Source organism: [Clostridium] symbiosum (assembly GCA_036419695.1).
Taxonomy (GTDB): domain Bacteria; phylum Bacillota; class Clostridia; order Lachnospirales; family Lachnospiraceae; genus Otoolea; species Otoolea symbiosa_A.
This window is the reverse complement of record CP143946.1, coordinates 147,291-168,907: the sequence shown is the minus strand read 5'-3', so window position 1 is coordinate 168,907 and position 21,617 is coordinate 147,291. Positions and strand designations below refer to the sequence as shown.

The 21,617-nt window shown below is 49.9% G+C and carries 19 protein-coding genes; 5 read left to right on the top strand and 14 right to left on the bottom strand.

What is annotated here, in order from left to right; all coding sequences use genetic code 11:
• Positions 1–19 precede the first annotated feature (19 nt).
• From V3C10_00850 to V3C10_00795, 12 genes are all read right to left on the bottom strand, one after another.
• Positions 20–1,009, bottom strand: a complete 990-nt coding sequence (locus tag V3C10_00850) for a D-cysteine desulfhydrase family protein (GenBank protein WVP64551.1) — start codon at positions 1,007–1,009, stop codon at positions 20–22.
• Positions 1,010–1,069: 60 nt separating this feature from the next.
• Positions 1,070–1,873: a M55 family metallopeptidase gene (locus tag V3C10_00845; GenBank protein ID WVP62407.1), complete on the bottom strand. Its 804-nt coding sequence runs from the start codon at positions 1,871–1,873 to the stop codon at positions 1,070–1,072.
• Entirely contained in the window at positions 1,870–3,249 is a 1,380-nt protein-coding gene (locus tag V3C10_00840; protein WVP62406.1) for a transglutaminase domain-containing protein, read from the bottom strand. Before V3C10_00840 ends, V3C10_00845 begins: the two co-directional genes overlap by 4 nt.
• Positions 3,250–3,268: 19 nt before the next feature.
• Positions 3,269–4,264 (bottom strand): pyridoxal-phosphate dependent enzyme, encoded by a 996-nt coding sequence (locus V3C10_00835; protein ID WVP62405.1) that lies wholly within the window; start codon positions 4,262–4,264, stop codon positions 3,269–3,271.
• Positions 4,265–4,360: 96 nt separating this feature from the next.
• Positions 4,361–5,335 (bottom strand): ABC transporter ATP-binding protein, encoded by a 975-nt coding sequence (locus tag V3C10_00830; protein ID WVP62404.1) that lies wholly within the window; start codon positions 5,333–5,335, stop codon positions 4,361–4,363.
• A complete protein-coding gene (locus V3C10_00825; protein WVP62403.1) occupies positions 5,313–6,347 on the bottom strand; it encodes an ABC transporter ATP-binding protein in 1,035 nt (344 codons plus the stop codon). The genes V3C10_00830 and V3C10_00825 overlap by 23 nt, the downstream gene beginning before the upstream one ends.
• 15 nt (positions 6,348–6,362) lie before the next feature.
• Positions 6,363–7,712, bottom strand: coding sequence for an ABC transporter permease (locus tag V3C10_00820; GenBank protein ID WVP62402.1), 1,350 nt, complete (start codon positions 7,710–7,712; stop codon positions 6,363–6,365).
• A gap of 10 nt (positions 7,713–7,722) precedes the next feature.
• Positions 7,723–8,640 (bottom strand): ABC transporter permease, encoded by a 918-nt coding sequence (locus tag V3C10_00815; protein WVP62401.1) that lies wholly within the window; start codon positions 8,638–8,640, stop codon positions 7,723–7,725.
• A gap of 68 nt (positions 8,641–8,708) precedes the next feature.
• Positions 8,709–10,445 (bottom strand): peptide ABC transporter substrate-binding protein, encoded by a 1,737-nt coding sequence (locus V3C10_00810; GenBank protein ID WVP62400.1) that lies wholly within the window; start codon positions 10,443–10,445, stop codon positions 8,709–8,711.
• A gap of 417 nt (positions 10,446–10,862) precedes the next feature.
• Positions 10,863–11,129: a hypothetical protein gene (locus V3C10_00805; GenBank protein ID WVP62399.1), complete on the bottom strand. Its 267-nt coding sequence runs from the start codon at positions 11,127–11,129 to the stop codon at positions 10,863–10,865.
• A 40-nt stretch (positions 11,130–11,169) separates the two neighbouring features.
• Positions 11,170–12,417: a dicarboxylate/amino acid:cation symporter gene (locus tag V3C10_00800; protein ID WVP62398.1), complete on the bottom strand. Its 1,248-nt coding sequence runs from the start codon at positions 12,415–12,417 to the stop codon at positions 11,170–11,172.
• 36 nt (positions 12,418–12,453) lie between these two features.
• Complete coding sequence (locus V3C10_00795; protein ID WVP62397.1) at positions 12,454–13,641, bottom strand: PatB family C-S lyase; 1,188 nt, start codon at positions 13,639–13,641, stop codon at positions 12,454–12,456.
• Between the two features lie 284 nt (positions 13,642–13,925).
• Between V3C10_00795 and V3C10_00790 the strand changes: the two genes are divergently transcribed.
• Positions 13,926–15,236 carry an HD domain-containing phosphohydrolase gene (locus V3C10_00790; GenBank protein ID WVP62396.1) on the top strand — a complete coding sequence of 437 codons (1,311 nt, stop codon included), beginning with the start codon at positions 13,926–13,928 and terminating at the stop codon, positions 15,234–15,236.
• A gap of 151 nt (positions 15,237–15,387) precedes the next feature.
• Here V3C10_00790 and V3C10_00785 read toward each other — a convergent pair whose 3' ends face one another.
• The gene (locus tag V3C10_00785) at positions 15,388–16,737 is read right to left on the bottom strand and encodes a glucose-6-phosphate isomerase (GenBank protein ID WVP62395.1); all 1,350 of its coding nucleotides are present in this window, start codon (positions 16,735–16,737) and stop codon (positions 15,388–15,390) included.
• Positions 16,738–16,863: 126 nt separating this feature from the next.
• Here V3C10_00785 and V3C10_00780 point away from each other — a divergent pair, with 126 nt between their 5' ends.
• Entirely contained in the window at positions 16,864–17,004 is a 141-nt protein-coding gene (locus tag V3C10_00780; protein ID WVP62394.1) for a hypothetical protein, read from the top strand.
• A 34-nt stretch (positions 17,005–17,038) separates the two neighbouring features.
• Entirely contained in the window at positions 17,039–18,373 is a 1,335-nt protein-coding gene (gdhA, locus tag V3C10_00775; GenBank protein WVP62393.1) for an NADP-specific glutamate dehydrogenase, read from the top strand.
• A 137-nt stretch (positions 18,374–18,510) separates the two neighbouring features.
• On the opposite strand, the gene V3C10_00770 is transcribed toward gdhA, so the two are convergent.
• Positions 18,511–19,410, bottom strand: a complete 900-nt coding sequence (locus V3C10_00770) for a LysR family transcriptional regulator (GenBank protein ID WVP62392.1) — start codon at positions 19,408–19,410, stop codon at positions 18,511–18,513.
• Between the two features lie 236 nt (positions 19,411–19,646).
• Between V3C10_00770 and V3C10_00765 the strand changes: the two genes are divergently transcribed.
• Both V3C10_00765 and V3C10_00760 read left to right on the top strand, forming a co-directional pair.
• Positions 19,647–20,783 carry an acyl-CoA dehydrogenase family protein gene (locus V3C10_00765; protein ID WVP62391.1) on the top strand — a complete coding sequence of 379 codons (1,137 nt, stop codon included), beginning with the start codon at positions 19,647–19,649 and terminating at the stop codon, positions 20,781–20,783.
• Between the two features lie 20 nt (positions 20,784–20,803).
• Positions 20,804–21,604 (top strand): enoyl-CoA hydratase/isomerase family protein, encoded by an 801-nt coding sequence (locus tag V3C10_00760; GenBank protein ID WVP62390.1) that lies wholly within the window; start codon positions 20,804–20,806, stop codon positions 21,602–21,604.
• Positions 21,605–21,617 lie beyond the last annotated feature (13 nt).

The following is a 21,617-nucleotide window of genomic DNA, read 5'->3' as shown; positions in this document are numbered from 1 at the left end:
TACTGCTCCTCTCCCATTTTTAAAATGTGAATTGATCTCTGGCCGGAAACAGACCGAACAGGCCGCCCGTATGGATAAACAGGATATTCTTACTGTCGGAAAAACGTCCCTTTTCGAACTCCTTCGTAAATCCGTACAGACATTTACCCGTGTAGACCGGATCTAATATGACGCCCTCCTTGCGGGCAAAGTCGCGTATAAAGTCGAGTTCTTCCTTACGGCTGAGCGCATATCCCCTTCCGACATAGCCGTCCAGAATTTCAACTTCCTCCGGGCGGATCTCAACCGGTTCATCCAGATACCGCCCGGCCTCCTCCACGATCTCGGAGACACGTTTCTGAAAGAATTCTGCGTCGTCGCAGACATTCACTCCTGCGATCCGTTTGTTCAGTCCGTACAACCGGTTTGCGAGACAAAGTCCGGCAAATGTCCCGCCCGATCCCACGGCGTCTATGATGGTGTCAAAGGTGACGCCCAGCAGTTTCTCCTGTTCCATGATTTCCTGCATACAGGTAAGGTAGCCGAAGGTGCCGATTCCGTTTGACGCGCCCTCGGGAATTATGTATGCCTTATGTCCTGCGGCGTTGTATTCCTCCGCTATTTCTCCCATAATTTCACCGCGTCTGGAGCGGTAGCTCTCCGCATCGATAATGCGCACATCCGCCCCCAGAATCTTATCTATAAAGTAATTTCCGTCTGCCGGCGGTTCCGGCTCACCGTTTCTGAGCACCAGACAGCAGCGAAGTCCCAGCTTGACTGCGACCGCCGCCGTGGCGCGGCAATGGTTGGACTGGAGCCCTCCGCAGGTGATAAGTGTGTCGGCTCCCATATTGACTGCCTCACCGACGGAATATTCCAGCTTGCGGATTTTATTGCCCGAAAACTCCATTCCCGTCAAATCGTCACGCTTGATAAAGACAGAAACGCCAAGCTCCTGTGAAAACCGGTTCAGCATTTCAATTCTGGTCGGCAGATTCGCCATTGGAATCCTGTTTGGAAAAGGTTTCATCATTATTCCCTCCTGTTATACTGATTCGCCTCCTGAACGGCGCCGCACCCAAATTCACGGTTACAGCACAAAATGGAAAAACCGGAGGACTTCATAATAGTCATTATGTTTAAATTCAACGGTATGTGCATCCGTTTTATATGCGCCCGGGTAATAGGAGGCGTGTTCCGCGTCAAAATGTTTCTGATAGGCAACAGTGACCCGGAATTCAGGGGGCAGGGGACTCATCGGACCGTCATGGCCCATCCTCAGCGCCCTCTCGGCGGCGTCCTCCAGCATCCGTTCCACCACCGCCGGATGCAGGCTGGCAACGGCTCCTCCGATTCCTATTTTCGTGCAGCACGTTACAATCTTTGGATTCGCAAGCGACGCCTTGTCGCAGATTCCGGCATCTCCTGATACAAAGACCGTGGGAATTCCAAGATATGCGGCCGCATAGGAAAACAGAGTCATCTCCGACGCCGGGGCTCCGTTAATGGTAATCTCCCTGATTCTCCTGCTGCTGATCGTGTGGGCCATCGGGTTTCCATTCTGTCCGGCTGCGTCGTGGTAGCCCACGAACATCACGGCATCATAGCTTTTATTAATGCCTCCCACCATGGAATACGGGTTTTTCACTTCCCCGCGTATCAGCGTGACCGGTTCCGGCAGATACTCATGCATAATATTAAGTCCATATCCGTGCGCATCCTTGACCGCCACAAAATCAGCCCCGGCAGACAGCGCTCCGCGGCATACGGCGCCCACCTCTTTACTCATCTGAATCATGCCCCTTGTATAGAGCTGCGGATTGTCGTTTCCGGCCTCCGTAAAGGACGCCAAATCCGCAATGCCCTCGATGTCTGCGCTGATAAATACTTTCATCGTTTTTCTCCTTCCCATGGAATCCGGCAAATCTCCAGGATCTCATGTTTTATCTCATACTCGTCTGCCCTTAAGGCCCGATGTCCGTACTCGCACTCCCCGTACTGGTTATCGGTCGGATCCTGGCGCATATGCTTTTTCGGCGGCGTAAACTCGTGCTGGAATGCAGAATTGGCGGGCATGCGGAACGGATCCAGATTTCCGAAGTAAAAGCGTCTTCTCTCTTCGTTGCCAACCCGGTGGGAACTCCCCCCGAACGACAAATCGGCAAACAGCCAGCCGTAGGGAGCGACATAGAACTGCGCCCAGTCATGGCCGCCGATATCATACGGCGCCGCAAACAGGCCAGATTGCCACCCGGCTGGAACCCCGCCGTAGCGGCACAGCGTGATGAACAGTAACGCCTGAATGCCGCAGTCTCCTTTTTGGTTTATGCCGGCATACTCTGCGATATTCCTGATGATGCTGTATTTTCTCACATAGGAATATCTGACGTTCAGCGTAATATAGTCATAAATTTTCCGGGCCTTTAAAAGCGGATTTGTCTCTTCCCCCACAATCTCCTCATACAGACTGCGGATAAACGGCGTAAACAGGATATGAGGAGCCTGTTCTTCCAGACAGAAGTCCGGCTGCTCCGCCTCCACGATGCCGGGATCCGGTTCCGTGTACGCCACATGGTTCTCATATTCATACTCCACGGTAAACGTGTCTCCCTTTACATAAGGCCTCTGAAAGCAGACGGTCCGGCTCCCAAAATCCTCCGGGGCAATTACCGCGTCGGACGGGATCCCTATCAGGCGGATCTTTCTCACCTGCGTTCCCGCATTTGGTATGGGCAGGTGCACGGTAATCCGGTCCCCTGTGTCCTCCTCCCCCTTTACCTTCAGGGTGCTCCTGATATGAATGCGGTAAGCATTTCCCCCGTGCTCCTTCATATCGTTCATATTCCGGTTGAGAACCGCCTGCTTTTCCTCCTGCTCCTCCTGATTCTGCGGCACCACCAGCCTGTCTGTTACGGGATGCTGCACCTTCAGAAGGTTCTCATAGAACGTGCGGATAAAGTACATCTGTCCGTCCCTGTAAATCCAGTCGAATACGCTCTGTTCAATCAGCTCCTCAAACTCCTCCCTGGTAAAATCACGGATGTTCAGGCAGAGGATGGCCAACGCCTCCTCATAGGAAACGGAATATTCAGCCTCCCAGATTGGGAGTTGGGCTTTCTGAAGCTCCAGGCACTTTCTGAGCGCCAGGGGAAGTTCTCCCTCAAGCCGTCTGTCGATCAGCTTAACCGCTTTCGAAAAATACCCTGCCTCCAACTGCCTTCTGATATCTTCCGGAAGCTGCACCGCCAAATACTTTATATTTTCCAACATGTCAAGTTACCTCCCTTTCTTAAAACTGGGTGAACAGCGCGCCAAAACCGCCCGAATGAAGGTAGCAGGCGCTGCCGTTTACGGTTCCTTTTTGCACCGAATCCACCATTCCGTACAGGGTTTTACCGGTATAAACTTTTTCGACAAAAATGCCCTCTTCCTTTGCCAGCTCATAGATCTGATTCACTGATTCTTTCGTGGGCCTGCCCCATCCTTCTCCTCTGTACTCCTCATGGACGGTAAACAGCGGTTCAAAACAGAATCCTTCGAGCTGTCCGGTCAACTGCTGCAGTTCTCCCAGAAAACCGTTGAGGATTTTTTCCAGCTCTGCTTTTTCATGCTCAACCGTCACAACATGTACGTGAAAGGGCGCCCCGGTCAGCGCTGCGCCGAATATGACGCCGGCCGCCAGCCCTCCGTTCCCGCCCGGGACAAAGAGATGGTCAAGCTGCAGTTCCTGGGCCTCGCACTGATCACAAAGTTCCACAACGGCCTGGACATATCCCAGGGAGCCAAGAGCTGTCGACGCCCCGTTTTTAATCAGGTAAGGATGCCTGCCCTGATTCTCCAGCTCACGGCAGAACTCCTCTACATACGCTTCCCTCTCATGATCCGGCATATCTCCGATATAGCGCATGTCCGCGCCGGAAAGAACATTGAGAAGCTGGTTTCCTTCCATCCGCTCCGGCCTGGCGTCATTGTGAATAATGATGCAGTCCAGATTCGCCTTATTGCATGCGGATACGGCGAGGGCGCAGAGATTCGACTGGCATTTTCCGGACGCTATCACAACGTCCGCTTTTTTTTGTACCGCGTCACCCAGAAGATATTCCAGGTTTCTGATCTTATTTCCTCCCGCTCCCAGTCCGGTGAGGTCATCCCTCTTGATATACAGGGGAAAACGGGATCCTGTTTTTTTCTGTATGTTTTTCACCTGGTGAAGCGGGGTTGGGAACGTTCCTAACTCCAGACGGTGAAAATCAGCCAAAACATTTTTTGCTTGCCGGGTATTCATATCCATCTCCATTCCGCCGCTGACGCAGGCGGCCTGATTATTTCATATTATTTAGTCGCGTCTTAAATTACCGGTTCATCCAGGGTCCGGACCGTGTCACACCAGATGGCAGGCCACAAAATGGCCCCTGGCAACTTCTTTGAACTCCGGCGCTCTTTCCCTGCACTCATTCTTTGCATAAGGACATCGGCTGGCAAATTTGCAGCCTGCCGGTGAATTCAGGGGACTCGGAACATCCCCTTCTAAAAGTATCTGGCTGGACTGCCTGGACAGGACGGGATCCGCAATCGGGATCGCGGAAAGCAGGGCCTTTGTATAGGGGTGCTGATTATGGTTATACAGTTCCTCCGTTTCGGCTATCTCCACCAGACTTCCCAGGTACATAACGCCGACACGGTCCGATATATGGCGCACCATGGAAAGATCGTGGGCCACAAACAGATAGGTTAATCCAAGTTCTTCCTGCAGATCCTCCAGCATATTGATTACCTGCGCCTGAATTGACACATCCAGTGCCGAGATCGGCTCATCGCAGATAATAAACTCCGGATTGACCGCCAGTGCCCTGGCTATGCCCACGCGCTGGCGCTGGCCCCCGGAAAATTCATGGGGGTAACGGCTGGCGTGATCCTTGTTCAGCCCCACCCGTCTCAACAGTTCCAGAATATATTCCTCCCTCTGCTTTCCGGAGCAGATGTGGTGGATATCCAAGGGTTCTCCCACGATGTCCGCCACCGTCATACGCGGGTTCAGGGATGCATACGGATCCTGGAAAATCATCTGTATTTTTTTACGGTACGGCATGAACTCTTTTGCATTTAAATGGGTGATATCGGCGCCGCCATACCGTACGCTTCCCCCGGTCGGTTCATAAAGGCGGCAGATGGCGCGGCCCGTGGTCGTCTTTCCGCACCCCGATTCGCCTACCAGGCCGAATGTTTCACCTTTGTCGATAAAAAATGATACGTTGTCAACGGCTTTTACATAGGAAATCTTCTGCTTCACCACGCCCTTGACCTTTTTAAAATACATGCTGAGGTTTTCCGCTTCAATCAGGTGATGCTGTTCCACGCCTCACACCTCCCTTCTGATTTTCATACTTAGCTACGGCAGGCGCCTTGGGATGACAGAGCCAACACCGAACGGCATGCTCTTCCCCTCTGTGGAATTCCGGTACCGTCCGCTCCCTGCAGACACCCATGGCGAATTCACAGCGGGGGTAGAATGGGCAGCCGGCGGGAGGCTGCAGCATATCCGGGGGAGTTCCTGCAATCGACTGCAGCCGTTCTCTGCTGCCTCCGGCCTTGGGAATAGATTTTAACAGCCCCATGGTATACGGATGAAGCGGAGAATAAAAAATGTCCTCCACCGTCCCTGTCTCCATAATCTGTCCCCCGTACATGACAATAATGCGGCTGCATGAACTTGCCACGACTCCCAGATCATGCGTGATCAGGATAATCGAAGTATTCGTGCGCTCCTTCAGGTCATTCAGGAGGCGGAGGATCTGCGCCTGGATCGTCACATCCAGCGCCGTGGTCGGTTCGTCCGCAATCAGAAGTTCGGGATTGCAGGACAACGCCATGGCAATCATGACGCGCTGACGCATACCACCGGAAAATTCATGGGGATAACAGTGGATGCGTTCCTCCGGATCGGGGATTCCGACCAGGCGCAGCATCTCAACCGCCCTCTCCATCGCCTGTTTTTTGGTCAGCTTCTCATGTTCTAATATGGCCTCGCTGATCTGGCTCCCAATCGTGAGAAGAGCATTCAGGGAGGTCATGGGATCCTGGAAAATCATCGCGATTTTGCTGCTGCGCATTTTCCGCATCTCTTTTTTATTCTTTTTAAGCAAGTCCTCACCGTGAAAGAGAATTTCCCCTCCCATAATCCTGCCCGGGTGCTGTAACTGCATAATCGACAGGGAGGTCACGCTTTTGCCGCTGCCGGATTCGCCGACGATGCCTACCGCCTCTCCTTTCCGGACCGAAAAGCTTATATCACGGATTGCCTTGACCTCTCCCACATGGGTAAAGAAAGAGGTTCTAAGGTTTTTTACCTCTAATAATTGTTCTTCCATGAAAATCACCTCTCTTTACTTTCTCTGTTTCGGGTCAAAGGCATCGCGCAGACCGTCGCTGAACAGGTTGAATGCCAGGATTGTGACGGAGATGGCAATGGCGGGAGTGAGCATCTGGTACGGATAGACGTATATTCCCGGAAGCGCATCGTTACAGAGTGTACCCCAGGAGGCCATCGGAGCGGAAACACCGAGTCCGACAAAGCTTAAAAAAGCCTCCGTGAAAATTGCATTTGGAATCTGCATAGCAATGGCTACCATGATGGCTCCCATCATATTGGGGATCAGGTGCTTGGCGAAAATGCGGCGCGTGGACGCTCCCAGTATTTTCGCCGCCAGTACAAACTCATTGTTTTTCAGGCTCAGGACCTGCCCGCGCACAATCCGGGCCATTCTGACCCAGTAGGTGAGTCCGAGGGCAATGATAATGGATTTCATGCCGGGTCCGATCACAACCATGATGAGAATTACATACAGCATCATCGGAACGGAATCCACCACATCCACGATACGCATCATCACATTGTCTACCGTGCCGCCCTTATAACCGGCAAAGCAGCCGTAAAAGACGCCTATCACAAAGTTGACGAGGGCGGCAAAGACGCCGACCGTCAGGGACATCCTGGCTCCGTATATCACGCGGATAAAAAGATCCCGCCCCAGCGAATCGCTTCCCAGAAGATACGTCTTATTCCGCATGGTGCGCGTTTCGGTCATAGCGTGGCCATCGTATGTAATACTGCATTTTTCTATCTCTTCTTCCAGGATTCTCTTGGCTTCCGCCAGGGAGATGAACGGAGTTTCCTCCCTGCCGTCAAAATAACCTGCCAGATAAGAGGCGGCCGACGTGGGAACGCAGTCTCCCTCCGACGCCGAGTACTTCTTTTCCAGTTTCCGGTATTCTTTCAATGCCTGTGTGTACATACTGTAATCGATTGACAGTATTTTCCCGTTCAGGTCAAAGGTGCTCTTCCTGGCTATCGTATCTTTATATGTGGGCTGCAGAAGCTCTATCAGAGTGCCGTCGGCCGCCACTTCAACCACGTCGTAGTTCTGTGTAATATAGATATTGCGCTCATTGGCCTCATCGGAGAGAGGATAAACCTCAAGTACCGGAGGGATATTAGAGAGCGTCAGGTTCTGTTCTTCGTAACTGTATTTCCAGAAAAAAGGAATAAAGACCGCGCAGAGAACCAGAATAATGATGACGACCATTGATATCATTGCTGTTTTGTTTTGTTTAAGCCGTCTCCAGCCATCCTGCAAAAAGGTCAGGCTCGGTTTTTCAATTTTTTCAGAATTCTTTTCACCCAATTCCAGAGGCTCCCAAAGAGAGTCCGGAATCTGTTCTATGTTATTATCCATGTGCACTCTCCTAGTCGTATTTGATTCTCGGGTCTACAAAAACATACATGATATCCACAATAAGCGTGCATACCACTAAAAATACGGCGAAAAACACCGTGATTCCCATGATCAGCGTATAGTCACGGCTGAGGATACTCGTTGTAAACAGGCTGCCGATGCCCGGAATTCCAAACACCTTTTCAATGACAAATGAACCTGTGACAACCATGGCAACCATCGGGCCGATATAGGTTACAACAGGCAGAATTGCATTGCGCAGCGCGTGCCTGGTGACAACTTTAAACTCGGAGATTCCCTTGGCTCTGGCCGTCCTTATGTAATCCTGGTTCAACTCCTCTATCATGGAAGTCCTCATCAGACGGGTGACAAAGGCCATGGAAAATACGGAGGTCACCAGGACGGGGCCGATATATCCCTTCCAGTCCGCCACGCCGAAGGCGGGAACCAGTCCCAGAATCTTGCTGAACAAAAACAGATACAGTGTCGCAAATACGAAGCTCGGAATTGTGGATCCCAGGGTCGATAACACCATCAGAAAGCGGTCCACAAACCGGTTCTGTCTGAGCGCGGCCAAAATTCCTGCCGCGATACCGAAAATAATAATCAGTATGGAAGAATAAATGCCAATCCGCAGGGAATAGGGGAAACCGGCCGCAATGATTTCATTGGTGGAAAGTCCCACTTTAATATAGGAAATACCAAAGTCACCGTGAAAATAATCCACCAGGTATTTAAAATACCGTTCATACAACGGCCGATCCAGGCCGTACTTTGCCTTCATGGCCTGTTGGAGTGTCACATCGAGAAATTTTTCGGAATCCAGAGGGCTGCCTGGAATTGCGTTCATCAGTACGAAAGTAATCGTCATGATAAACCATATGGTTATAAGAGCCGCCAGCACCCTCTTTATTATATATCTGGCCAAATCATTCCCTCCCTCAAAAGAGATCGGGAGCGCCCGCCCGGCGGGCGCTCCCAAACCTTCCTTTACAATCAGTCTACAAATTCTGCATTGCGGAAAATCCAGTTACCGGTCTTGGAAAACTCCACATTTGTAACAACATCCTCATTAATCAGCGCTTTCATTACATAGTAGTATATCGGGCAGGCGGGAGCCTCTTCCATCAGAATGGTCTCGGCCTGTGCCCAAAGCTCGTCTCTCTCTGTTCCCTGTGCCGCCATGGCCGCCTGATAAGTATCCTCAAACGCCTTCTGTCCCGGGTTCAGAGTATGGTCGTGGGGAGCGCTTGGATGTTCCGCATATCTCCACTGTGCATAGCATCCGGAGTCCAGCTTAAACTGTTTCATCATCTGGCTGGCGTCATAATAGCCTGCGCTCCAGCCCGAAAGGCTGATATCATATTTGCCGTCTGCTTTTGTCTGCAGAGCTACGCTCTTATCCTCATTGCGGAGTTTTACGGTAATGCCGAGATTTTCCTTCCACATCTGCTGGATTGCCTCACAAATCTTTTTATCACTCTCCCCGGTGTAGTATAAAAGCTCAAGTTCAGGGAATCCCTCTCCGTCCGGGAAACCGGCTTCCGCCAGAAGCTGTTTTGCCGTATCGACATCCGCTGAATCAGGTGAAATGCCGAATGCCGGTTCAGGCAGGCCGTTGGCCTGCAGCGTGCGGTAGGAACTGCCGTCCGTCTTCTGTGTCGTAATCGGAAGGAAACCGCTGGCAGGTATTTCTCCGGAGCGTGTAATCTGATCCGTGATCAGCTTGCGGTTAATGGCAAGGGTGAGGGCGCGGCGGACCTTGACGTCGCTTACCGGATCCCTGTCCACGTTGAAATCAAGGTATTTTGTTCCCGTAAGCGGTGAAACATACAGGTTGGGATCTTCCGCCAGGAGCGTTGGTATCTCTTCCGCCGGGATTACTTCGGTACAATGGATATCCCCTGCTTTATAGCCCTGAAGGGATGTGTTTTCATCATTGATCATGATTCCTTTGATGGCCGGCATCTTGATACTGTCTGCATCATAATAGGCTTCGTTCTTCACCATCAGAATATGGGAGCCGATCTGGTATTCACTGAGGATGAACGGTCCGTTACAAATAAAGGTTTCCGGGCGTTTTTCCCATCCCTCGCCAAGATCAACGCATTTTTTATTTACCGGACAGTAAATATCGGCTGAAATACGGTTCAAAAAGAATGGAGCCGGGTTCTTAAGTACCACTTCAAAGGTATAATCATCCAGGGCATGCGCCATCACTTCGTCGGCCGTGCCGGTTCCGGCCAGATACTCGGCGGCTCCGACCACATAGTCGGTCACGCCGGCTGCGGAAGGTGATGCTACGGCCGGGTCACAGAGACGTCTCCAGGTATATTCAAAGTCGTGGGCCGTCAGAGGAGTTCCATCCGACCAGTTGGACTTACGCAGGTGGAACGTATAGGTCAGGCCGTCATCGGAGACATCCCAGCTCTCGGCGACACCCGGTTCAATTCCATCCACACTCTGCCTGGTCAGTCCCTCGAACATTGAAATGGTAATATACTCGGAAAGAGTTTCCGAACTGAGGGTGGGATCCCAGGTTTTAGGCTCGCTTCCCATATTCCATACGAGAGCCTGCGGCTTCTCTGCCGCAGAAGCTGCCGGAGCTGCGGTAGATTCCGCCGGAGCCTGCCCGGAAGTCTCGGGAGCGGACGATTTCTGGCTGCATCCCGCCAGCACACCGCCAAATACCATAATTGCAAAAACACCGATTAACATACTGCTTTTTCTCATAAAAACCTCCTTGTTTGTTTTTGATAAAGGGAGACCTATGGTCTCCGCAACATCCTTTCTCATATCTGTAAACAAAGCAATATGTGTGCCAATTTTGTCTATTTTTTTATAACAAATACAAATATTATTCAAAAACAGCGTATTTTATTATTATTTTAATAGGCAAAATTATTTTCTATATGTATGTTAAATAATAATTTCCCTAAATAAAAGGAAAAAAAATTATGCTTTTTATAATTTAATTGGTTATTATTTTAAAAATAATAACCAATTAAGGCCATTCTGATACTCCACAGCCTCTCGCATCTCATCGTCTGACGGCAGCAGGATAACAGAGAACCCGGATACCGCCACATTCAAAAATGTGTGCGGTATCCGGGTTCTCTGTTATCCTGCCGACAGCACGCGTTTTCCACGCTACTCTTCCAGTACCTGAATTTCCAGATAATCGAAATCAATGGACTCTATAAAGTTGTCACTCGTAAACCGGGCCTTGTCATGGCGTTTGAATTCCCCGACCGTAGCGTCCAGCCAGACCGGATGCCCCAGGTCAAACTGGTAGCATATCTGATCCACGGCGTCAAAAATCATGGCCGTCCTGGACATGGAATAGTCGCCGTTGCAGATTACCGTGTCCTGCAGCATTCTGTTATCTTTAAATATTTTTCCCCACAAGCGGAACATGGCAGGTCTCCTTCTGTTGTGTAGTTTTGATAGAATAGTATCAGTCTTCTTCCGGCGCCATATCCATCCATTCTTTTCCCTCTACCATGCGTGTTACCATCATGGATGCAACCGTATCGCCCGTGGCATTGATCCAGGTTGCAGGAGGATCCACAAGGAATCCAATCGTTGCAATGATTGGGAATGCTTCCGGCGGGAAGCCGAACAGGTTGACAATCAGCATCTCTCCGATGAGGCCGCCGCCCGGAACGCCGGACATAACGACACCGCCCAGGATTGCGATACAGACACAGGTAATGTAAGTGCCGATCCCCGAGAAATCCTGGCCGAAGATGCCGAACAGGAACGATATCTTTAAGATAGAGGAAAGACAGGTTCCGTCCATATGCATCGTCGCTCCGATGGGAAGCACAATATCCCTGATATCCTTCGGCACGCCGATGGTTTTCGCCGCATCCAGATTAACCGGCAGCGTGGCGATGGAACTCTGGGTAGCCAGGGAAGTTACCGAGGCATTCAGAATATTCTTGAAGAACTTTCTCGTCCCCTTCTTCCCTCCGGCAAAATACGAGTATGCCGCAAATGCCACAAAGAAATACACGATGCACAACGGATAGTAAATAACCATCGCTTTTGCATAGGAGCCCAGAAGCTGAGGGCCAAACTCGCCAATCAGGGATGCAAAATACGCTCCCAGTCCGATCGGTGCATAATACATAATCAGTGAAATCATTTTCATCATGACTGCTGAGAGGGCCTCCAGGCCTTTGGCAACCATGCTGTTATTCTCTTTTCCCGTAAGGCTGACGCATACGCCGAACAGAACGGAAAAACAGATTAGCGGCAGCATATTAGCCTTGGAAAGCAGGCCGGAGAAATCATTCACCGTGAGCGCTTTTACGATCTGTTCGCCCAAGTTGACGCTGTCCAGCGAATCCGGAGCCGTGAGGGCGATGTTGACTCCCTCTGCCGGCGGGAATATCTTCACCATCACAATAATGGCGACAGACGCGATCGCTCCCGTCACAATAAAAACTCCCAGCATATAGCCCAGGATTTTCCCGAGCCGCCTCATACTGAGCATATTTCCGACCGCACTGGAGATCGTGATAAATACTAACGGCACCACCGCACAGAACATCAGATTGATAAAAATATCCCCGAACGGTTTTAATATTACCGCTTTGTCGCCAAATACAATACCTATGATACTGCCGATTGCGATACCCGCAATCAGCGTCAGAGGAAAACGATAATTTTCCCAGAATGTAGATTTACTTTTCTCCATCCCCCTGATACCTCCCTTTTCATCATGGCCGCCCTGCTACTGCCGGCCGGCGCGTTCCCGGGCAACGGCATCCTTAAGCTGTTCCATTGCCTTTTCCAATACCTGTCTCGGGCAGGCGGCGTTCAGACGCATATATCCGCTCAGTTCCCGGTCAAAATCACATCCGGCATTTAAACCGATACCGGCTTTCTCTATCATAAAACGGTTCAGCTCATCGTCCGGCAGTCCAAGTCCGCGGCAGTCCAGCCAGACAAGGTAGGTGCATTCCGGAAGATTTGCCTTAATCTCAGGGATATTTTTCTCACAGTATTCCTGTATATACTTCATGTTTCCTTCCAAATAGGGAAGTAACTGATCAAGCCACTCCTCCCCCTCGTTGTAGGCGGCAATTGTGGCTACCAGACTGAAGCAGTTATTCCTGTGTATCTCCAGATTGTGCCAGAACCTCTCAAACCTGGCCCGCTCCTCCTGGTTGTTGAAGATCACGGAGGATGCCTGCAGCCCGGCCAGATTGAACGTCTTGCTGACCGCCGTGCAGGTGATGGTGTTTGCGGCAATCCCGGGTGAAATGGATGCCATCGGCGTATGGCGGTTTCCCCACAGCATCAGGTCGGCATGGATCTCATCCGACAGGATTGGAACATGGTATGAAACGCAAAGCTCACCCATCCGTTTCAGTTCCTCCCTGCTCCAGGAACGTCCCACCGGATTCTGCGGGTTGCACAGGATAAATGCCTTCGGTCCCTGTTTCAGCTTCTCCTCAAAATCCTCAAAATTAATCTCGTAGCGGCCGTTCTTCTCGATCAGGCGGTTCGTAACAACACTGCGCCCCGCATTCTCCACCACCTCATAAAATTCAGGGTAGACCGGAGTCTGAATCAGGATGGTTTCACCCTCTCTGCTGAACTGGCGTACCAGGGCAGCCAGCGACGGAACCACTCCGCAGTTAAAGCTCAGGAGCGATTTGTCCACGTCCCAGCCGTTTCTTCTCTTCTGCCATCCCGCCAGGGCGTCCCAGTATTCCTCAGTCCTGGATACATACCCGAAAATACCCTGGTGGGCTTTCTCCACCAGAGCGTCCTCTATCGGTTTTGCAACCCTGAAATCCATATCAGCAATCCACAGCGGAATCACATTGTCAGTACCGAATTTTTTAATTCTTTCGTCATATTTGGCAGCATTATTGTGAGTTCTGTCAACGATCTCATCAAAATTATATATCACACGCACCGCCTCCCTTCCTGTTATAGTATATCAAGTTCGGTGTCCAATCACAATGTGAATTTTTCACGGAATTAATCCATAATACTGTTTTATGTCACTCTGTGCCAGGCGGAGCGCTTTGCAGGATATCTCATGTGTAAAAAGTATATAAATTTTTTTCCCGGCCTCCCGGAATTGCTTGAACCGCGTTCCTGCATATGATACTATTTAGGATAGCTGTCACATTAAAAATGGACGGGAATAAACAAAGACGCGCGCAATCTGCCGCTCAGGAAAGGCACCCTATGTATAAATACACACTGCCCGTCAGCAATAAGGATATTGTAGAAATTGTAAAGAGAGCGTTCAATCTGGTCGACAAGAGGCTCATCGGCCACGGTTCCCGCGTCTCCTATATTGTATTTCAGATGTTGAAAGCTTCCAGTGATTATACGCCAAGGGAAGTCCGCAACCTTTTGATTCTGGCCGCCCTCCATGATATCGGCGCCTATAAGACGGATGAGATTGACCGCATGGTGGAGTTTGAAACACGCAACGTCTGGAACCACTCCATTTATGGCTATATGTTTTTCAAGTATTTTACCCCATTTAAGGATGAGGCATCCGTTGTCCTGTTCCATCACACGCCCTGGAAGAAATTAAAGGATCTGGAACAGGTTCCGCTGGCTGCCCGAAGAGCCACACAGCTTATCAATCTGGCCGACCGCTTTGATATCTATCTCTCCCAGACAAAAGGGAAGAGGGACTATCACAATTTTCAAAATTATGTTAACAGAAATACACCGGGTATTTTCAGTCCCGAGGCATGTACTCTCTTTAACCATGCCGATTTTTCTTTTCTGTTCAGCGCGGCGACCGACTCTCAGACTGCCTTTCTCCTGTCCGATCTTCTGGAAAAAGAATTTGACCGGGTTCTGGAAGACGTTCCCTTTACGGAGGAAGAGAGAAATGCCCTGCTCAGGATGATGACTTATGCAATCGATTTCCGGAGCCCCCATACCGTCACCCACACGATCACGACAACGGTAATCAGCACCGAACTGGCCAAGATCTTCTGCAACACCGAGGAGGATATCAATGATATCACCTGCGGCGCCATGCTCCACGATCTGGGTAAACTCGGAATTCCCTCTGAGATACTTGAGTTTCCCGGCAAGCTGAGTCCCCAGGCCATGACCGTGATGAGAACCCATGTGGATTTGACGGAAATGATCCTGGGCGACAGTGTTACGCCGAAGGTGAGGGATATTGCGCTCCGCCACCACGAAAAACTGGACGGCTCCGGCTATCCCCGCGGACTGGACGGAAGCGGACTGACGACGCCGCAGCGGATCGTCGCCGTCGCCGACATCGTCAGCGCCCTCTCCGGCACCAGAAGCTACAAGGACTCGTTTTCCAAGGAAAAAACATGCTCCATTCTAAACGATATGGCCGGACACGGGCTGATCGACCCTGTCATTGTGGCAAGAATTGTCGAAAACTATGATGGAATCATGGGAACCGTCCGCGAGAAGGCGGAACCGATCCTGAAAATTTATCAGGAAATGCAGACGGGATATATGGCATTGCTGAAACAGCTTACGGAATATATGTAAAACAATGAAAAGCACGCTTCGCGGACTTTTCATTACCACTCAATAAGTCCCCGCGGCCAGGACTGAATACCTGGCTGCGGGGACTTATCTTACTTTTAATATTGACTCTTCAGGCTTGCTTTCGCTGTCTTGATTGTCTTTCTCTGTGAAATTACAGTCTCTTTAAAAGTTCTTCTCTTACCTTCTCATATCCCGGTTTTCCAAGGAGTGCGAACATGTTGCTCTTGTAGCTTTCAACGCCCGGCTGGTTGAACGGATTTACGCCCAGAAGGTATCCGCTGACTCCGCAGGCAAACTCGAAGAAATAGAAAAGCTGGCCAAGGCAGAATTCATTCTGCTCCGGAATGTTCACCTTCAGGTTCGGCACATCGCCGTCCGTGTGAGCCAGGATTGTTCCGTTCATGGCGCTCTTGTTTACAAAGTCCACATTCTTTCCGGCCAGGTAGTTCATACCGTCCGTATCCACTTCTTCCTCTTCCAGAATAATCTCGGCAGGGGAATCCTCCACATTCAGAACCGTTTCAAACATAATTCTGGAGCCGTCCTGGATGAACTGTCCCATGGAGTGGAGATCTGTGGTCAGGTCAACGGATGCAGGCATAATGCCTCTTCTGTCCTTGCCCTCGCTCTCGCCGTAAAGCTGTTTCCACCACTCGGATACATAGTGGAGGCTGGGTTCGTAGTTTGCTACGATCTCGACCATTTTTCCTTTTCTGTGGAGAATGTTTCTGATGGCGGCATACAAAAGGGCCGGGTTCTCCTCATATGGGGTTTCCAGGGCTTTTTTCCTTCCGTAAGCCGCGCCTTCCATCAACTGATCGATATCGGCTCCGCTCACTGCGATTGGAAGCAGTCCTACCGCAGTCAGAACGGAATAACGTCCGCCCACGTCGTCCGGGACAACGAAGGATTCATATCCCTCCTCATTTGCCAGATTTTTGAGAGCGCCTCTGGATTTATCGGTTGTTGCATAAATTCTCTTATTTGCCTCTTCTTTCCCGTATTTTTCAATCAGCATTTTCTTGAATACTCGGAACGCGATAGCAGGCTCTGTCGTTGTGCCGGATTTGGAGATAATATTGATGGAGAAATCCTTGCCCTCCAGCATATCCTGCAGATCTTTGATATATTTGCTGCTGATGCTGTTGCCTACAAAGTAAATCTCCGGTGATTTTCTCTTGTCTTTCGGCAGGTTATTGTAAAAACTATGGGATAAGAAATCGATGGCTGCTCTTGCACCGAGGTAAGAACCGCCGATACCTACCACCAGAAGTACATCTGAATCATCCTGAATCTTCTTTGCGGCTTCTTTAATTCTCGCAAATTCCTCTTTATCGTAATCTGTCGGCAGGTCAATCCAGCCCAAGAAGTCATTACCTGCGCCTGTCCTGTTTACGAGGATATCCCTGGCAAAAAGAACTGTGTCCTTTAAATTATCCATCTCCTCCTGATTTACAAATCCGGCTGCCTTCGAATAATCGAAGCTTACTTCTCTTCCCATTGTCTTCGTCTCCTTTACACATGCTGTGCGGACGCCCGGAGGGACCGCTCAACTTTGATAAAAACTTGTCTATGTTTCTTTCTTATTATATCAATGTGAGGGGTATTTATCAATGGGGAAATTTTGATGAAAAACGGGGACGCCGACAAGGAGGCCAGCATCCCGTTCTTGACTTTAGTACGGTACAACGGTACAATGGATGGAACCGGCGGGGATGGGTGGGCACAGGCCTGTTCCGACTGTTTTGGGTTGAGGCCGGGGCTTTAGGGGAGCTAACGTGAGTAAGAGGAGGATATGTGTTATGTCGTACGTTGATGAAGTTTACAGAAGGACGGTGGAGGATAACCCCGGTGAATTCGAGTTTCACCAGGCTGTCAGGGAGATTCTGGAATCTCTTAAACTTGTTATTGATCCAGATGAAAAAAAATACCGGGATGTCTCTCTATTAGAGCGGCTGATTGAGCCGGAACGGATTATATCTTTCCGTGTGCCCTGGGTGGATGACAGGGGCCGTCTCCAGATCAATAAGGGATACCGCATCCAATATAACAGCGCAATTGGGCCTTACAAGGGAGGGCTGCGTTTTCATTCATCCGTCAACCTGAACCTGCTTAAATTCGTGGGTTTTGAGCAGACATTTAAGAATGCCCTGACCGGACTTCCAATCGGCGGAGCAAAGGGCGGCTCCAATTTTGACCGCAAAGGCAAATCCGATCGTGAAATTATGGCATTCTGCCAGAGTTTTATGTCGGAACTTTTCAAATATATTGGGGATGATCTGGATATCCTGGGCGGTGACATTGGAGCCGGGGCCAGGGAAATCGGTTATCTCTTTGGACAATATAAACGGCTGGCCGGGCTGCACTGCGGCGCCATGACCGGGAAAGGCCCCTCCTTTGGAGGCTCTCCTATCCGCACCCAGGCTACGGGATACGGCCTTGTTTACATGCTGGAAAACCTGCTGCGCCGCCATGGAAAAGGACTGGACGGCAAGGTCGTGGTGATATCGGGAGCGGGCAGCGTAGCCGTCCACACCATCGAGAAAATACAGCAGTACGGAGCCAAAGTCGTGACATTAAGCGACTCTGACGGCTATATCTATGATAAGGACGGTATCCGTCTGGATGTGGTAAAACAGATTAAAGAAGTGAGACGCGGACGTATTAAGGAATATTTGGATGAAGTTCCCTCCGCTGTTTACGAGGAAAAGAAAAGTATATGGGATATCCCATGCCATATAGCCCTTCCCTGCGCAACGCAGAACGAAATCAACCTGAACGCTGCCAAAACCCTGGTGCGTAACGGGTGTATGGCATTAGCCGAGGGAGCCAATATGCCCTGTGATCGCGAAGCAACTGAATTTTTCCAGAGAAACGGCGTCCTGTTTATGCCCGGTAAGGCGGCCAACGGCGGCGGCGTAGCTGTCTCAACCCTGGAGATGCGCCAGAACAGCATGCGGATGAGCTGGTCCTTTGATGAGGTGGATAAACAGCTCCGCAAGATTATGTCGGAGATCTATGATAAGACATCTGATACGGCTGAGCGGTTCGGTGTGAAAGGTAATTTTGTCGCAGGAGCCAATATTGCGGCCTTTGAGAAGATTGCCGATGCCATGATGGCGCAGGGATATGTATAAAAAGCATCCAGTTCCAACCGTTTACACAGAAGGAAAAAGAGCCGAAGCTGCAGTTAATGGTATGCAGTTCCGGCTCTTTTTCTTACTATTTATATTTTTTCATCTGTTCCAATTTTTCCGCACTGTTCAACAATTCCCTACATATTCTCCTGAAGTGAATAAGTAAGATAATCCGCCAGCTCCCGTAAAATCTGAACCCTGGGAAATGATCTTCTGGCCAGCATGACAAGCGAATACTCGAGAATCGGCTCCTTGAACGGAACAAGCTTGATATTCGGGTAATGATCAAGCATCCTGTCTGCTATAAATGAAATTATGATCCCGGTCATGCCGTCCGTGTTGCAGAGTTCACACATGTAAATTGTATCGCTGGTCCTCTTGACATCCGGGACAAATCCGTTTTCCCTGCAGAGCCGTATGAATTCCCTGTATGCAAAGTCATTGATATACAGGATAAACTTCTCATTCTTCAACTCTTTTATTTCTACGCTTTCCCGATCTGCCAGTGGATTTGACTTTGCTACTACAAGGCGGCGGCTGGAACTGGGAAGTTCAAAAAGCACGTAGTCATCAATCTGCTCAACCTGTTCCAAATCGGAAATAATTACTGCGTCGATTTCTCCGCTTTTCAGCAGGCTCAGACTCTCCTTATAGCTGTATTCCGCCGCTTCTATCTGGACATTCGGATAAAATTCCTGAAAATCCGACCAAATCTTATTGGAGCCAAGATACATAATTCCTCCGGCAACACCAACTCTCAGCCGTCCGCTGTTTAACCGGAGCGCTTTTTCCATATTTGTATTCAGGTGCTCTACGCTGTCCAGGACAGGCCCGCAGTTCCTCCTGAATTCCTGTCCAAACTGGGTCAGAAATACTCCCTTGGCCGTTCGGTAAAAAAGAGGAGCGCCCATCTCCCGTTCGAGCGATGCGATTGATTTACTGACTGCCTGCTGTGTCATAAATAGCTTATTGGCCGCTTTCTGAATGCTTCCACTCTCACATATCTGCATGAAATACTCCAGCTGTCTTAGTTCCATAGCATCCTCCCCCTGTTTTTCCTACTATTTTATCAAACTTCGGTGTGTGATACAACTTTTAGATGTATCAATTCAAAATTTTATTCGTTATTTTTATATAATTTAATATTATATAATCTAATTACCAAAAAACAAACCATTTGTTTTCCTGAGCCGATACTATTTTATCATTCTGTTAAAAAAATCCGGGCGCGCCGGTTTTTGATAAACAATCAAACAACTAAAGGAGGAAGGATATGAGCCATATATTATCAGATGATATGCTCGACATTCAGAAAATGGCACGTAAATTTGCCGATGCCAAGATCCGCCCCATCTCAAAGGAATGGGATATAAAGGGTGAGACCCCGGTGAAAGTTTATCAGGAGGCCGCAGACTTGGGATATACCTCCATTGATATTCCCGAAGAATTTGGAGGCGCCGGACTGGGCGCCATGGCAAATGCCCTTGTTGCAGAGGAATTTGCCCGCGGAGACGCCGGTTTTTCCATTACAATCCAGTCCAGTAACCTGGCCTTAAAACCTGTGCTTCTGGCCGGAACCGAAGAACAGAAAAGGTTTGCTTCCGAAGTTGTGGTTTCGGGAGGATTGGCTGCATTTTGCCTTACAGAACCCAATGCTGGTTCCGATGCCGCCTCCATTAAAACCAAAGCAGTCAAACAGGGCAGAGAATATGTCATTACAGGACGCAAATGTTTCATCACCAACGCTCCACATGCCCAGTTCTATATTGTATTTGCAAAAACCGATGTGGACGCCGGAACGAGAGGAATCTCCGCCTTTCTGGTAGAGCGCGGGCTCCCCGGACTGTCCGTCGGCAAACACGAGGATAAAATGGGAATTCGGCTGTCCACTACGGCAGACGTGATACTGGAAGACGTCCACGTCCCCGAAGATCACCTTCTCGGGAAGGAGGGCCGAGGATTTCATCTTGCCATGCAGACGTTGGACCGCACACGCCTCGACTGTGCCGCGGCAGCTCTTGGAATTGCCCAGAGAGCTTTGGATCTGAGTGTTGAATACGCCAAAACCCGTGTCACATTCGGAAAGCCCATTGCCGATCTCCAGGCGATTCAGTTCATGCTGGCTGACATGGACATTCGCTGCCAGACCGCCAGAAGTCTTGTCTACCAGTGCGCACAGATGATCGATGCAGGCTCGGTTGACGGGAAAATGAATTCCATTGCCAAGGCCTACGTTTCAGAGGCCGCCATGCAGAACGCGCTGGATGCCGTCCAGATCTTTTCGGGCTATGGCTATTCCAGGGAATATGAAGTTGAAAAACTGATGCGCGACGCCAAGATCTTTATGATATTTGAGGGGACCAATCAGATACAGAGAGTCGTTATCGCCGGCCATCTGTTGAAAGAATGATTTACGAAAAGGAGAACACTATGAGTGATTTACTATATGAAAAACAGGGTGAGATCGCCTGGATTACCATCAACCGGCCCGCCAAACGCAACGCATTGAATTCGGCCGTTATTAACGGAATCGACGAATCCTTAAAAATAGCGGCGGATGATCCGCAGGTGCGCGTAGTCATTCTCTGCGGCGCCGGTGAAAAAGCGTTTACCGCAGGTTTTGACTTAAAAGAATCCATGAAAAACGACATCACCGGCATTGTGGAGCGGCGCGCCGACACCGCCCATGAGATTGAGTTCTTTATGCGGATGTGGCGGTTTCCCAAGCCAATCGTAGCAGCCATCCAGGGATATTGTATCGGCGGAGGAGTCACCCTCGCCATGCTCAGCGATATCATCATCGCATCGGAAGACGCCACCTTTGGTAACCCTGAAATTCTTCTGGGCTACACCCCTGAAATACCGATGGAGGTCTGGAAAATGCCGTTTAACAAGGTCAGGGAGTTCTTTTATCTAAGTAAATATTTTACCGCCAAAGAGATGGCGGAGATGGGGGTCGTCAATACGGTGGTTCCTTTCGAAAGACTCCGGAACGAGGCATTAAAAACGGCTGAACGGATTGCCCTCGTACCGCCCGAAAGCATGAAAATGATCAAGCACTCCCTGAATAAATGTTATGAGCTTCAGGGGTTCCATTCAACAATCGATTTCGTTTCCGAGATGTTTAACCTCGGTCGGACCTACATGCAGACATCCCAGGTGGATGAATTCAAAACCGATATCCAAAACGGCGGCCTGAAACAGGCCCTGAGTAAAAAATATGATAAATAACTCCGGAGGTTTT

Excerpts from the sequence above, each read along its gene's own strand:
- V3C10_00825 (WVP62403.1), bottom strand. The coding sequence starts at position 6,347 with ATGGAAGAACAATTATTAGAGGTAAAAAACCTTAGAACCTCTTTCTTT.
- V3C10_00790 (WVP62396.1), top strand. The coding sequence starts at position 13,926 with ATGTATAAATACACACTGCCCGTCAGCAATAAGGATATTGTAGAAATT.
- V3C10_00765 (WVP62391.1), top strand. The coding sequence starts at position 19,647 with ATGAGCCATATATTATCAGATGATATGCTCGACATTCAGAAAATGGCA.
- gdhA (WVP62393.1), top strand. The coding sequence starts at position 17,039 with ATGTCGTACGTTGATGAAGTTTACAGAAGGACGGTGGAGGATAACCCC.
- V3C10_00780 (WVP62394.1), top strand. The coding sequence starts at position 16,864 with ATGAAAAACGGGGACGCCGACAAGGAGGCCAGCATCCCGTTCTTGACT.
- V3C10_00835 (WVP62405.1), bottom strand. The coding sequence starts at position 4,264 with ATGAATACCCGGCAAGCAAAAAATGTTTTGGCTGATTTTCACCGTCTG.
- V3C10_00800 (WVP62398.1), bottom strand. The coding sequence starts at position 12,417 with ATGGAGAAAAGTAAATCTACATTCTGGGAAAATTATCGTTTTCCTCTG.
- V3C10_00850 (WVP64551.1), bottom strand. The coding sequence starts at position 1,009 with ATGAAACCTTTTCCAAACAGGATTCCAATGGCGAATCTGCCGACCAGA.
- V3C10_00760 (WVP62390.1), top strand. The coding sequence starts at position 20,804 with ATGAGTGATTTACTATATGAAAAACAGGGTGAGATCGCCTGGATTACC.
- V3C10_00810 (WVP62400.1), bottom strand. The coding sequence starts at position 10,445 with ATGAGAAAAAGCAGTATGTTAATCGGTGTTTTTGCAATTATGGTATTT.
- V3C10_00820 (WVP62402.1), bottom strand. The coding sequence starts at position 7,712 with ATGGATAATAACATAGAACAGATTCCGGACTCTCTTTGGGAGCCTCTG.
- V3C10_00785 (WVP62395.1), bottom strand. The coding sequence starts at position 16,737 with ATGGGAAGAGAAGTAAGCTTCGATTATTCGAAGGCAGCCGGATTTGTA.
- V3C10_00840 (WVP62406.1), bottom strand. The coding sequence starts at position 3,249 with ATGTTGGAAAATATAAAGTATTTGGCGGTGCAGCTTCCGGAAGATATC.
- V3C10_00845 (WVP62407.1), bottom strand. The coding sequence starts at position 1,873 with ATGAAAGTATTTATCAGCGCAGACATCGAGGGCATTGCGGATTTGGCG.
- V3C10_00805 (WVP62399.1), bottom strand. The coding sequence starts at position 11,129 with ATGTTCCGCTTGTGGGGAAAAATATTTAAAGATAACAGAATGCTGCAG.
- V3C10_00770 (WVP62392.1), bottom strand. The coding sequence starts at position 19,410 with ATGGAACTAAGACAGCTGGAGTATTTCATGCAGATATGTGAGAGTGGA.